Here is a 12,402-nt window from a genome sequence, read left to right on the forward strand (position 1 = left end):
TTCCCTATAAGGCCCTCCTAGCCTGATACCAGAATCGCAAGCACAACCGGCCGGGTCTTCCCGTCCCGGTTTTTCGTGCAAGCCGCTCGCCGAACGGAACTCACAACGATGCCAAGACGCACCGACATCAAGTCGATCCTGATCATCGGGGCCGGCCCCATCGTCATCGGCCAGGCCTGTGAGTTCGATTATTCCGGCACACAGGCCTGCAAGGCGCTGAAGGAAGAGGGCTTTCGCGTCATCCTGGTCAATTCCAACCCGGCCACCATAATGACCGACCCGGAACTGGCCGACGCCACCTATATCGAGCCGATCACGCCTGAAGTCGTCGCCAAGATCATCGCCAAGGAGCGGCCCGACGCGCTGCTGCCGACCATGGGCGGCCAGACCGCGCTCAATACTGCTCTGTCGCTGCGCCGCATGGGCGTGCTCGAACGCTACAATGTCGAGATGATCGGCGCCGACGCCACGGCGATCGACAAGGCCGAGGACCGGGCGCTGTTTCGCGAGGCGATGAAGAAGATCGGCCTGGAAACGCCGAAGTCGATGCTTGCCAATGCCACCGATGTCAAGAACGCCGACCGCAAGACGCACGAGGCCGAGCGCGCCGCCGTAAAGGCCGAGGCGCCTGCCGACCTCGATGCCGCGCTCGACGCGCTGGAAACCCGCTGGAACCTCGGCGAAGGCGACCGCAAGCAGCGCTACATCAGCCATGGCATGGCGATTGCCGCCCAGGCGCTCGACCATGTCGGCCTGCCCGCCATCATCCGCCCGTCCTTCACCATGGGCGGCACCGGCGGCGGCATCGCCTACAACCGCGCCGAATTCTACGACATTGTCCAGTCCGGCCTCGACGCCTCGCCGACCACCGAAGTGCTGATCGAGGAAAGCGTGCTCGGCTGGAAGGAATATGAGATGGAGGTCGTCCGCGACAAGGCGGACAATTGCATCATCGTCTGCTCGATCGAGAATATCGACCCGATGGGCGTACACACCGGTGACTCGATCACCGTCGCGCCCGCGCTGACCTTGACCGACAAGGAATACCAGATGATGCGCAACGCCTCGATCGCGGTGCTGCGCGAGATCGGCGTCGAGACCGGCGGCTCCAACGTGCAGTTCGCCGTCAACCCGGCCGATGGCCGCCTCGTCGTCATCGAGATGAACCCGCGCGTCTCGCGCAGTTCCGCCTTGGCTTCGAAGGCGACCGGCTTCCCCATCGCCAAGATCGCGGCCAAGCTCGCCGTCGGCTACACGCTGGACGAGCTGGAGAACGACATCACCGGCGGCGCCACGCCCGCCTCCTTCGAGCCGAGCATCGATTACGTCGTCACCAAAATCCCGCGCTTTGCCTTCGAGAAATTCCCCGGCGCCGAGCCGGTGCTGACCACCGCCATGAAGTCTGTCGGTGAAGTCATGGCCATCGGCCGCACCTTCCAGGAGTCCCTGCAGAAGGCTTTGCGTGGATTGGAAACCGGCCTCACCGGCCTAGACGAGATCGAGATCCCCGGCCTCGGCCACGGTGCCGTGGCTGCCAACCACGCCGACGACCGCAACGCCATCCGCGCCGCGCTCGGCACGCCGACGCCCGACCGGCTGCGCATGGTGGCGCAGGCGATCCGCATGGGCACCTCGCTGGAAGACGTGCACGCCATGTGCAAGATCGACCCGTGGTTCCTCGAACAGATCGCCGGCATCGTTTCCATGGAAGCCCGCATCCGCGAGCACGGCATTCCGCAAGACGCCGTCAATCTGCGCATGCTGAAGGCGATGGGCTTCTCCGATGCCCGCCTCGCCTCGCTGACGAAGACCGACGCCGAAGTGATTGCGAAGATTCGTGAAAAGCTCGACGTTCATCCGGTTTATAAGCGCATCGACACTTGCGCGGCCGAGTTCGCCTCGCCCACCGCCTACATGTACTCGACCTACGAAGTGCCCTTCGCCGGCGCGCTGGCCAATGAAGCGCAAGTGTCAGCGCGGAAAAAAGTCGTCATCCTTGGCGGCGGTCCGAACCGCATCGGCCAGGGCATCGAGTTCGACTATTGCTGCTGCCATGCCGCCTTCGCGCTGCGCGACGCCGGCTATGAAGCGATCATGATCAACTGCAACCCCGAGACCGTCTCGACCGACTACGACACCTCCGACCGGCTCTACTTCGAACCGCTGACGGCGGAGGACGTGCTGGAGATCCTGCGCGCCGAACAGGCCTCGGGCGAACTGGTCGGCGTTATCGTCCAGTTCGGCGGCCAGACGCCGCTGAAGTTGGCCGATGCGCTGGAGAAGGCCGGCATCCCGATCCTCGGTACGTCGCCCGACATGATCGATCTCGCCGAAGACCGCGACCGCTTCCAGAAGCTGCTTCATAAGCTCAACCTCAGCCAGCCGAAGAACGGCATCGCCTATTCGGTCGAGCAGGCGCGCCTAGTCGCCGGCGAGCTCGGCTTCCCGCTGGTGGTGCGCCCCTCCTATGTGCTCGGCGGCCGCGCCATGCAGATCATCCATGACGAAGGCATGCTGCAGAGCTACCTGCTCGACACCGTGCCCGGCCTGGTGCCGGAGGACATCAAGCAGAAATACCCCAACGACAAGACAGGCCAGATCAACACGCTGCTGGGCAAGAACCCGCTTCTGTTCGACACCTATCTCTCCGGCGCCATCGAGGTCGATGTCGACTGCCTCTGCGACGGCAAGTCGACATTCGTCTCAGGCATTCTGGAGCACATCGAGGAGGCCGGCATCCACTCCGGCGATAGCGCCTGCTCGCTCCCTGTTCACTCGCTGCCTTCCGAGCTGGTCGACGAGCTGGAGCGCCAGACGGCGGCGCTTGCCCGCGCGCTCAACGTCGGCGGCCTGATGAACGTGCAGTATGCGATCAAGGACGGCACGGTCTATGTGCTGGAAGTCAACCCGCGCGCGTCACGCACCGTGCCCTTCGTCGCCAAGACCATCGGGCGTCCGATCGCGAAAATCGCCGCCCGCATCATGGCCGGCGAGAAACTGGAAGACGCCTTCGCCCATTACGGCGCCATGCCCGATCCGCGCAATCCCGGCCACATCGCGGTCAAGGAAGCCGTCTTCCCCTTCGCCCGCTTCCCCGGCGTCGACATCCTGCTCGGCCCGGAAATGCGCTCGACCGGCGAGGTCATGGGCCTCGACCGCGACTTTGCGCTCGCCTTCGCCAAGAGCCAGTTAGGGGCCGGCGTCGATCTCCCCCGCTCCGGCACGCTGTTCGTCTCGGTGCGCGACGAGGACAAGGCCGGCATCCTGCCGGCGGTCAAGCGCCTCGCCGGCCAGGGCTTCAAGGTGCTGGCGACATCCGGCACCGCCCGCTTCCTCGCCGAAAACGGCGTCGACGCCCAGAAGATCAACAAGGTGCTGGAAGGCCGCCCCCACATCGAAGACGCCATCCGCAACCGCCAGGTTCAGATCGTCTTCAACACGACCGATGGCCAGAAGGCGGTGTCGGACTCGAAGTCGCTGCGCAGGGCGACGCTGATGCAGAAAGTGCCGTATTACACCACGCTGTCGGGGGCGGCGGCGGTGGCCGAGGCGATTGCGGCGCTGAAGGCGGGGAGCCTCGAGGTCAGGCCGTTGCAGGAGTATTTTGCCTAGGACGATTGGCCAATCTATGTAGTCGGCCCTAAAACATAATCGCTCTATGAATGGGATGGCTACCATCGTAGTGGCGAACAAAGGCGCTTCTCAGTGACATCGAAAAGTGATGTCCGTCGTTCTTCAAGGACCGAAATATCTCGCTTTTTCTGAGCTCCTCTCTATCATTGCTCTCCAGCTTCTTGCGAATTTCGGTCTTAGCCATCCTTTCCAAGAATTTGTCGTAATATATGAGAGGCTCGAACGCGTCCTCGCCCAATACGCTCAACACTCTCTCAATGGGAGTCAGGCGCACTAGTCGTTCGCAGATTTCCCTCTTTTCCAATGCACTTCTTTGAGCGGTTTCAGCACAAATCAAAAGACCGGAAAAATATATAAGTTTTCGCGAAAAGACCAGCTTGATATTTCTAATCCCCCATGGCTTCCCATCTTCCTCCGTCTTAAATTCGAAATCGACGCAAACCGTTCTGTAGTACCTAATTATGTCGTTCAGAAGAAAAAGGCCCAGCTGATGGTCAGTTATTTGATCAGAAATATACCGACTAAGCATAGAGCTTATCAATCCCCGATAAGCAACCATGTCTCCGACACCAGTTGATTCAAGTACTAGAAGCATCCGCCTAGTGATGCTCTCATTGCTATCGCCGGCGCCCCCAATGTTCAGGAGCATTTCCTCATGCTGAACTATACTGTCTTTGCCGAATATCCCCGAAGAGCCAGGAAGCTTTAACCCAACTGCATCATGCGCATCCTTCCAAAGCTTTTGGATTGAGGTGTCCAGAGCCTTCCCCCTAACTATAAAGGCATCAAAGTCAGACCCATTTACGAGCTCCTTTCGAGCCAGCGAGCCATTTACCACTAGGAAAGTGCCCGAATTTGCGCAAGAAGCGCTCAACTTATCTAACTTTTTTAGCGTATTTTCTGAAGCAAAATGAGCGTTCTTTATGTTGATAAAACGCCCGTCAAGTTCATCTATTTTCACAGCTTCCCCCTTCTTATATATCTACGGTATAGATCGGAAATTGAACCCAGCACAATCGACTTGTCCACGTCGAAATTCGACTCTCTAAGCTCCAACTTGTTACCTGTTTGCCCATAGTACAAATTCGGGTCGAGACCTATTTCGTCCGCCAATTCCCGATCACTCTTTAGGAAGTCGCGGTACTCAATATTGCTCTTCTTAGACACAACTAGGTTGATGTACGCATTCTCGAATCTGGCATAAGCGCCATGCCTTAAGAATTCATCATAGAAAGCGGCCTTTACCTCCCAAAATTTATCAAGATTCTCGACTGAGCTCTCACTCAGCGTTCTTTCATAAAAGAGTTCAGAAAGTGAATTTACGGCCTCAAGAACATCGAAAGGCGGCAAAAGTCGGAATGAAACCATAAAACGGAATATGCCGTCGAGGGTATCAACATTTATGGGATTGTGAAAAATCCAGCCTAGCTTATTGTCAGATCCGACGCTTATCGCCAGAACCCTCTCCCCTTTTAAATTAAACTTCGAAAGTGCAGAAGACACCCCCATTTCAGGATCAGAAAGCAACAACTCCAAGATAACTCTATGATTGATGCTGGGATTTATCTTCTTGAAGGCGCGCTCGGTACTATGAGAGAATGGGCTATGGCCTAGATCATGACATATAGAGGATGCTATTACATAAAGCCTATCTTCTGCAGAAAAGTTTATGCTGTCTATCAACCTCTGCGACAGTAATAGAACACCAATAGTGTGGTCGGACCGTGTAAAATTCCATGTGCTTTCCCTAGATTTGTGAAAATTGTAATAATCGATAGCACCAAGAAAAGAGACCTCTTGCAAACGCCTAAACGCTTCCGATCTGACAAGGGCCTTTATGAGCTCTTTTTCAGAATCGTCGGCGCGAGGTGGCTTACCTGACCTGGAATTCATGGCTCTTCATCTACTAAGGGAGGCTACGCAGATCATTAAATTATTACCTTCTCGAGCGTATGTAAGGCAACTTATATCACGTGCCGCGCTGAGGCCTGCCGCTCGACCAAATCTGGCACTTTCTATGGTAGTGGGTGAAGGCCTTACTAGACAGTCTGTTGCGGTGTGGAGGGATGTTGAGTGCCCAATCCGTGAGTTGGGAGGAGCCCACCACCCCGCCAATTGCAGCGGAACTTTCTTCTCCCCTTGTTGAGAGAGAAAGAAGAGCCCTCACCCCACCGCCACACACTCGATCTCGATATCGAACTCCATGGGCCATGACGCCACCGGCACGAAACTCCGCGCCGGCGGGTTGACGCTGAAATACCTAGCATAGACCCGGTTGATGGCGTTGTAGAAGCCGGAATTGACGGCGTAGATGCGCACCATCACCACGTTGTCGAGCGAGGTTCCCGCCGCTTCCAGACAGTGTTTCAGCGCCTTCAGCGACGCCTCGGTCTGGGTTTCGATGTCGCCGCGCACCATCTCGCCGGTCACCATGTCCACCGGCGGCGTCGCCGAGATGAACACGAAGCCATTGGCCCTTACTGCCGTCGAGCAAGGCAGCCCGAGCGCCCGCACCTTGGCCGACATGACGGGCACTTCGATGACTTCTTTTTTCACTGTGATCTTCCCCTTGTTTGCCAAGCTGGCGCCAAGGCCCCCTCACCCAGCCTCCGCTTCGCTCGGCTGACCTCTCCCCGAGGGGAGAGGAGCCGGTCAGCGCCAGCGCTTCCCTCTTCTCCCCAGCGGGGAGAAGGTGGCCGCGAAGCGGTCGGATGAGGGGGCCTGCGCCACCTTTAATCGTGAGGAGCTTATCCCCCCGCCCAGCGAACGCCAGCGCCGAACCATGGTCCAGCCCTCACCCCTGCCCCGGATAGGGCATGCCGTCCTTGTGCAGGAACCTGCCATCCGAACTCGGGCTCATCATGTCGATGTCGGAGCAAGTGATGAGATCATCCGGATTGCGCGAGCCGACTTCGAGATAGCGCGCCGTTGTGGACGAGCGGTTGATCATGTGGTGGCCGTTGCCGCTGTTCTTGGCAAAGGTCGCGCAGTCGCCGGCCTTGAGCAGGGTCTCGCCGCCATCCTCGACCAGCACCAGTTCCCCTTCCAGCACATAAACAAGCTCGTCCTCATGGCTGTGCCAGTGGCGCTGGCTGGACCAGCCGCCTGATGGCAATGTCATCAGGTTGACGCCGAAATCGGTGAGGCCGCCGGCATCGCCGAGGCGGTGGCGTGTGCGCTCGGCGCAAGGGGCGTCGAAGGGTGCGGGGTAGCCGGAGCCCTTGCGGACAGGCACGGTGGACAGGTCGAGCTTGGGCATGGGAGCTCCATTGAATTGGTGGCGGCAGTGTATGTCACTGCCGGCGCAGCCACAGAGCCACTTTGCCGCAATGCCTTGCCAACGGCAGGCATCGGCCGTCGCACTCTACGGCGCCCCCTCTGTCCTGCCGGACATCTCCCCACAAGGAGGGAGATTGGCTGTCGCCTCAGCCTTCGCCAATTTTCACCGTCGCAAGAAAAGCACGGCGCCGACGCTGCTGATCTCCCCACTCGTGGGGGAGATGTCTGGCAGGACAGAGGGGGCGCCGTAGAATGCTATTGCTGGCCAGTCACCAGCCCTCAACCCTGATGCGCCGCCGCGAGTTCCTTCACGTGCTTCTCGTGCATCTGCAGCGTCGGCAGCGTCTTCTTGGCGAATTCCTTCATCGCCGGGTCGTCGCCCGAGTTGGCATAGCTGCTGAAAAGGGCAACTGCCTCCTTGTGCGCGTCCGTCTGCATCTGGATGTACTTGGCGTCAAAATCCTTGCCGCTTGCGCTCTTCAACTCGTCGAGCATTGCCTGCTCCTTCGGCTGCAGGGCCGGTCCCGCGGCTTTGGTCGAACCGGTGGTCTGGCCCTGGCTCAGCGCCGCCTTGAACTCCTTGCCGGCTTTGGTGTGGTCCTTGACCATCTGCTTGGCGAATTTCTTGACGTCAGCCGCCTTGGATTTCTCCTCCGCGAGCTTGCTCGACTGGATTTCGAATTCGTTGGAGCTGGGCACGGTCTTGACGAAGGTTGGGGTATCGACCTTGCTGGCGGCCATGGCAGGCGCGACCGCGGTCGAGTTGGCCGCAAGGGCGGCAGGGGCACCGGCGAACAAGGCGACGGCGGCAATGGTGAGAAGCGTTTTCATCTGAGGTCTCCGATTTTGAAAATTTCCCTCGGCTAATCAAACGCGGCATTGGCGGCAGGGTTGCGTCCGGAGAACTATTCGTCAGCGACCATCTGCCGAAGGGCCGTCCCGAGCCCCTGGCGGACAAACCTGAGGACAGCACGCCTCGCCATATTGCAGCTGTTCGTTCCAGTTCGGCCGACCCTCAGGCGTGAAATCCATAAGGTTCCACAGGATCTCGCAGATGCCGATGGCGCGCTGATCCTGGTCCTGATGGACGGCGCTGCATTGGGAGCCGGTTGCACTTCCCTGTATTGAGTCTGCAGGTTAGGTTTCCGGAGCTGGGGAGACACATGCAAGAGGATGAAGAGATCGATCTGCGCTGCCCGCAAGTGGTGGCCGACAATGCCGCCAAGGGGTTGAGGCTGCGAAGAGAATTCGGCCGGGGCGGCACCGAGATCGGCGTGGCGCGGGCGACGGAACTCAAGAACCGCGAAAAGCTGGCGCCATCCACTATCCGCCGCATGGTCAGCTACTTCGCCCGCCACGAGGTCGACAAGCGCGGCAAGAATTACGGCAATGAAGACAATCCATCGGCCGGCCATATCGCCTGGCTGCTGTGGGGGCGGCGACGAGGGCCGCGCCTGGGCGCTTGAGCTCAAAAAGAAGATCGGCAATGCGCCCGATATCTGAGGGCTACCGCAAAACGACTGGCGGGCCCCAAACCCCCGCCTGGGACCCGCCAAGGAGTGGCTGAACACATGCCGGTGCAGCCGCCCCACATCTGCCAGTCGTCGATCCGCCATCGGTCGAAAGGCATGGATGGTGAGGTAGCATCCGGTTGCGGCGGCCAATGTGAAGCAGTTCACAATCCGGAGGTTTTCAACAGCGCTCGAGCAATTCCAGGAAAGGTGGGAACCGGTTTTCCCGGGAAAAGCGCGTAGCTTTTTCCCCAGGGAATTGCGGCAAGAAAAAAGCCCTTACCCTTCCCAGGCGACAGGCATCATTCCCAGCCGCTCGTAGAGCCGGAGCGCGGCGGCGTTCTCGACCGTGTTGGTCTTGAGGTCGACATGGGCCGCGCCCCGATCCCGAAAGGCGTTGAAAGCCTGCCACATCAGCGCTTCGCCAATGCCTTTGCCGCGTGCTTCGGGATGGACCGCGAGGTCCTTGACGAAGGCCCTGGTCCAGCACAGCGCTGCCGCCGCCAGCCGTCCCTTGGCGTCGATGACCAGGAAACACAGCGCCGGGTCGAATTCGGCATCGCTGGATATGCGCGGCCACCATTCGTCGAACGGGCCGTCAGCGCCGTCCTCGAACACCTCGGTCAAAAGCGCATGCAAGGGCTGCGCGTCACCATGTTCGAAGCAGCGCATGGTAAAGCCGTCCGGCCAGTGCGGTGCAACGAGCGTCTCGTCGAGGATCTTGCGCAGCCGGATGTCGTTTGGAGCCGGCGGGCGCGGTTCAGGCATCGCGCTCAGGCGTCGGGCTGCAGCCGGCGGCGCTTGCGGTCGACACCGAGGCCGGTGGCCTCGAGCAGGCCTTTGCGCTTGGCGTCGAAATAATAGCCGGTCTGGTAGAGCCAATCGGCCTTCTTGGCGTTGCCACCCGCCACCAGCCAGGCGCCACGCAGATATTTGACCGCGTATTTCAGATTAGTCTCGGCGTCGAACAAGCCCTTGGCCGGCCCGTCATAGCCCATGCCGCGCGCCGTCGCGTGCTTGATCTGCATCAGCCCCCAATGGCCGTTATTGTAAGCCTTGGGATTGTAGGTGCTTTCGCGGTTGACGACGTGGCGCACCAGATCGACCGGCACCTCGTAGAGAGCAGCGTATTTCTGGATCAGCCGGTCGACGTCGCCGCGCATGCCGGTCGCATGCTCTTCTTCCGGGAGACCGAGGGGCGCGGCGGGGAACTGGCCCAGGGAAGCAGGGTTCTGCGGCACGACATAGGCTACCTGCTGCACGCCGGGCATGGCGTTCTGGCCGCCCTTGGCGGTCGCCGGCATGACAAGGCCGGCGGTCGTATATTGCGCCGCGACCGGCTGTCCGGCCTTGGCGGGCGCAGGCGCCTGCCAGGCATTGGCGGCCATCACCGCAGGCAGGGCCGGGGCCGTGGGCGTCGCGCCAGCAAAGGCCGCGGTCGCGGCAACCGGCAGCGCAGCGGCATCGAGCGCTGGCGTGGCCGGCGTCGCTTCGGCCGACTGAACGGGTGTTATGCCCGAGGATTGCGGTAGCACCGAAACCGTATCGGGCAGCGGCAAGGTGAAGCCGGCATCGCTGCCGGCGGCGGTCGCGGTTTCGGTTAGCGCAGGCGTAGCCTTCATCTGCGAGGTCGATTGGCAGCCGCTGAGGGCAGCTGCGCCGACGATCACAGAGATCGCGAAAAGGTTGAATTTTGCTGGCAAGCCGCGCGGGTCCGATTTGTCGGTTGTTAAGAAGTCCTTACACCAGCGATTCCTGGTGGGCAATCGGGACCATCTGGTGGTTTTCGGGTGGCGAGAGCCGGGATCAGATGCCATATTGTTCTGCATATGTACCGGTTGGTATCCCGGTTTTCGCCGCTTTGCGGAAAGGAGCGCATCATGGAAACGGCATCTTCGATCACAGCCGGCCACGCAGTGTTAGAAACAGTGATCGGCTTCATGGGCATCGCCTGGAGCGAAAAGGGCCTGATCCGGCTCTGCCTGCCCGAAAGGAGCCGCGAAGCAGTGGAGCGCCGGCTGATGCGGCATGCCGGTGTTGCCGCCAATACCACTGCGAACACTGGGCAGCCGCAATGGGTGGTCGAGCTGATCGCCTCGATCAAGGCGTATGCCACAGGCGAGGACGTCGATTTCTCCGGCGTGCCGGTCGATCTCGACGGCGTCGACGACTTCCGTCTCGCCATCTACGACGCGGCGCGGAAACTGCATTACGGCGAAACCACCACCTATGGCGAACTGGCCAAGCGCGCCGGCCAAGCCGGCCTGCCGCGCGAAACCGGGGCAGCGCTGGGCGCCAACCCGGTGCCGCTGGTCATCCCCTGCCATCGGATTCTAGCCGCGGGCGGCAAGATCGGCGGCTTCTCGGCGCCCGGCGGCTCGGCCACCAAGGAAAAGATGCTGGCCATGGAAGGCGTGCGCGTCGGCCCGCCGCCGGCGGCGCAGGTCTCGTTCGGGTTCTAAGAGCTTGAATGGGTATGCCGGCTGGGTATGTTGAGATTCAGGCCAGGCCGCACCGAGAACTATGGTCTTCGAGAACCGGAGCGGAGCGTACTTAATCTACGTGGGCGCCGGAAGCGCAGAAGACCATCGTTCGCAGGCCGGCCTCACCTGAATATCAATATGCCCTAATGACGGCGCAGGAAGCGGCGATGAAAATGGTCGTTCTCGATCCGCTTGCAGAGATAGACCGGGCAGGATTCGGTGTCGGCGCTCGGCACATAGGCGCGCTTCCTGACCTCGCCGACATTGCAGAATTGCTGGCTCTGCACATAGCGGTCGAAGAGCGGCAGCCCCGGCACGCGCCTGGACTGATAGCGCAGGATGACCGCGCCCTGGCGGGCGATCGTGCCTTGCACCCTGTCGCAGCTCATACGAGTGGGGTCGTAGCGCGAGATCGCCTGCGCCTCGGCGGCCGCCAGCGTCAGGCAGGCGGCAAGCAGAATGGTTTTCACAACCGTTTTCATGACAGTCTCCCAAAACCGGACTAACGCCGTCGGGCGTCCCGGTCTTCCCGATTGCTCGACGCTTTCATGCGATTGGGGCGCCCTTTGGGCGGCGCCACCGCAACGCCATTTTTCGAGCCATCTTGTTTTTGGTGCGAAACCCGCCTATATCGGCTCCATTGATATTTCGGCCGATCGATCCGGGCCTCGCGATCTTCGCGTTTGCTGACGTCTATCTCCAAAATCTCGATACAAACCGGCTGAACCTCGGTTCGGTCAAACCAAAGCAAATGCGAGGACTATTCATATGGCAACTGGTACGGTCAAGTGGTTCAATGCCACCAAGGGCTTCGGCTTCATTCAGCCTGATTCGGGCGGTGCGGACGTTTTCGTTCACATCTCCGCTGTCGAGCGCGCTGGACTGTCGACCCTGGTCGAAGGCCAGAAAATCAACTTCGAGATCGAGCAGGACCGCCGCACAGGCAAGTCGTCCGCTGGTTCTCTGAGCAAGGCAGCCTGATTTTGCGATAGCGCGCGCCGGACGAGAGTTCGGGGCGCGCGGCAAGTCACGGATGTACTGACGGTCGCGCGAGAAGCGCGCTGGAGCGGAAAGACCCGACAAGCTGGATCAGCAGATAGCTGCCGGCCCGGACTTAAAGCTCCGATCAGGCTACCGAAAATGGGAAGGCGGGATTTATCCCGCCTTTTTGTTTGTCTGGAATTGGACGATGGCCATGCTAGTTTCGCCCCATGACCAAGCTCGAACAGATTGAAAGATCCATCGCAGCCCTGAACACCAAAGAACTAAAGGCCTTTACCAAATGGTTCGCAGCGTATCGGGCAGAGGTGTGGGAGATGCAGATCGAGGCGGACGCCAAGGCTGGCCGGCTGGATAAGTTTGCCGAGCAGGCTTTGGCTGAACTTCACGCGGGCCGAGTTCGCCCTCTTTGAATGCGCGCTACGGCCGAAGGCCGCAAGCCCAACCGGGCATCGCGCCCGTTGGCGTCCCGTCCGGAACGAGCCGCGAAGCGGCGG

General features: G+C 60.4%; 12 protein-coding genes and 1 pseudogene. 5 read left to right on the forward strand and 8 right to left on the reverse strand.

Annotated elements, in window-relative coordinates:
* Positions 1 to 108 precede the first annotated feature (108 nt).
* A complete protein-coding gene (carB, locus tag NKH22_RS09675) occupies positions 109 to 3,612 on the forward strand; it encodes a carbamoyl-phosphate synthase large subunit (RefSeq protein ID WP_023823448.1) in 3,504 nt (1,167 codons plus the stop codon).
* Positions 3,613 to 3,640: 28 nt separating this feature from the next.
* Here the strand turns inward: carB and NKH22_RS09680 are convergent, their stop codons facing one another.
* The 5 genes from NKH22_RS09680 to NKH22_RS09700 all read right to left on the reverse strand — a co-directional run bounded on the left by NKH22_RS09680 (position 3,641) and on the right by NKH22_RS09700 (position 7,743).
* Positions 3,641 to 4,594 (reverse strand): hypothetical protein, encoded by a 954-nt coding sequence (locus NKH22_RS09680; RefSeq protein WP_352909452.1) that lies wholly within the window; start codon positions 4,592 to 4,594, stop codon positions 3,641 to 3,643.
* Positions 4,591 to 5,526 (reverse strand): HD domain-containing protein, encoded by a 936-nt coding sequence (locus tag NKH22_RS09685; RefSeq protein WP_352909453.1) that lies wholly within the window; start codon positions 5,524 to 5,526, stop codon positions 4,591 to 4,593. The genes NKH22_RS09680 and NKH22_RS09685 overlap by 4 nt, the downstream gene beginning before the upstream one ends.
* 270 nt (positions 5,527 to 5,796) lie before the next feature.
* Complete coding sequence (locus NKH22_RS09690) at positions 5,797 to 6,189, reverse strand: Rid family hydrolase (protein WP_023672419.1); 393 nt, start codon at positions 6,187 to 6,189, stop codon at positions 5,797 to 5,799.
* A 238-nt stretch (positions 6,190 to 6,427) separates the two neighbouring features.
* Positions 6,428 to 6,892 carry a cupin domain-containing protein gene (locus tag NKH22_RS09695; RefSeq protein WP_023724916.1) on the reverse strand — a complete coding sequence of 155 codons (465 nt, stop codon included), beginning with the start codon at positions 6,890 to 6,892 and terminating at the stop codon, positions 6,428 to 6,430.
* 299 nt (positions 6,893 to 7,191) lie between these two features.
* On the reverse strand, positions 7,192 to 7,743 hold the full coding sequence (locus NKH22_RS09700; protein ID WP_023691533.1) for a DUF4142 domain-containing protein: 552 nt from the start codon (positions 7,741 to 7,743) through the stop codon (positions 7,192 to 7,194).
* A 332-nt stretch (positions 7,744 to 8,075) separates the two neighbouring features.
* On the opposite strand from NKH22_RS09700, the pseudogene NKH22_RS09705 reads away from it, so the two are divergent.
* Positions 8,076 to 8,415: pseudogene (locus tag NKH22_RS09705) on the forward strand (hypothetical protein).
* Positions 8,416 to 8,702: 287 nt separating this feature from the next.
* Here the strand turns inward: NKH22_RS09705 and NKH22_RS09710 are convergent.
* Positions 8,703 to 9,191 carry a GNAT family N-acetyltransferase gene (locus NKH22_RS09710; protein ID WP_023711187.1) on the reverse strand — a complete coding sequence of 163 codons (489 nt, stop codon included), beginning with the start codon at positions 9,189 to 9,191 and terminating at the stop codon, positions 8,703 to 8,705.
* Positions 9,192 to 9,196: 5 nt separating this feature from the next.
* A complete protein-coding gene (locus NKH22_RS09715; protein WP_023805970.1) occupies positions 9,197 to 10,126 on the reverse strand; it encodes a lytic transglycosylase domain-containing protein in 930 nt (309 codons plus the stop codon).
* A gap of 177 nt (positions 10,127 to 10,303) precedes the next feature.
* On the opposite strand from NKH22_RS09715, the gene NKH22_RS09720 reads away from it, so the two are divergent.
* Entirely contained in the window at positions 10,304 to 10,885 is a 582-nt protein-coding gene (locus tag NKH22_RS09720) for a methylated-DNA--[protein]-cysteine S-methyltransferase (protein WP_023691537.1), read from the forward strand.
* Positions 10,886 to 11,049: 164 nt separating this feature from the next.
* On the opposite strand, the gene NKH22_RS09725 is transcribed toward NKH22_RS09720, so the two are convergent.
* Positions 11,050 to 11,376, reverse strand: a complete 327-nt coding sequence (locus NKH22_RS09725) for a hypothetical protein (RefSeq protein WP_023689728.1) — start codon at positions 11,374 to 11,376, stop codon at positions 11,050 to 11,052.
* Positions 11,377 to 11,674: 298 nt separating this feature from the next.
* On the opposite strand from NKH22_RS09725, the gene NKH22_RS09730 reads away from it, so the two are divergent.
* Together NKH22_RS09730 and NKH22_RS09735 are read left to right on the forward strand one after the other, a co-directional pair.
* Positions 11,675 to 11,887 carry a cold-shock protein gene (locus tag NKH22_RS09730; RefSeq protein WP_015316174.1) on the forward strand — a complete coding sequence of 71 codons (213 nt, stop codon included), beginning with the start codon at positions 11,675 to 11,677 and terminating at the stop codon, positions 11,885 to 11,887.
* Positions 11,888 to 12,117: 230 nt separating this feature from the next.
* Positions 12,118 to 12,318, forward strand: a complete 201-nt coding sequence (locus NKH22_RS09735) for a hypothetical protein (RefSeq protein WP_023689727.1) — start codon at positions 12,118 to 12,120, stop codon at positions 12,316 to 12,318.
* The last annotated feature ends 84 nt before the right edge of the window (positions 12,319 to 12,402 follow it).

It is taken from the genome of Mesorhizobium sp. M1252 (assembly GCF_040318265.1).
Taxonomy (GTDB): domain Bacteria; phylum Pseudomonadota; class Alphaproteobacteria; order Rhizobiales; family Rhizobiaceae; genus Mesorhizobium.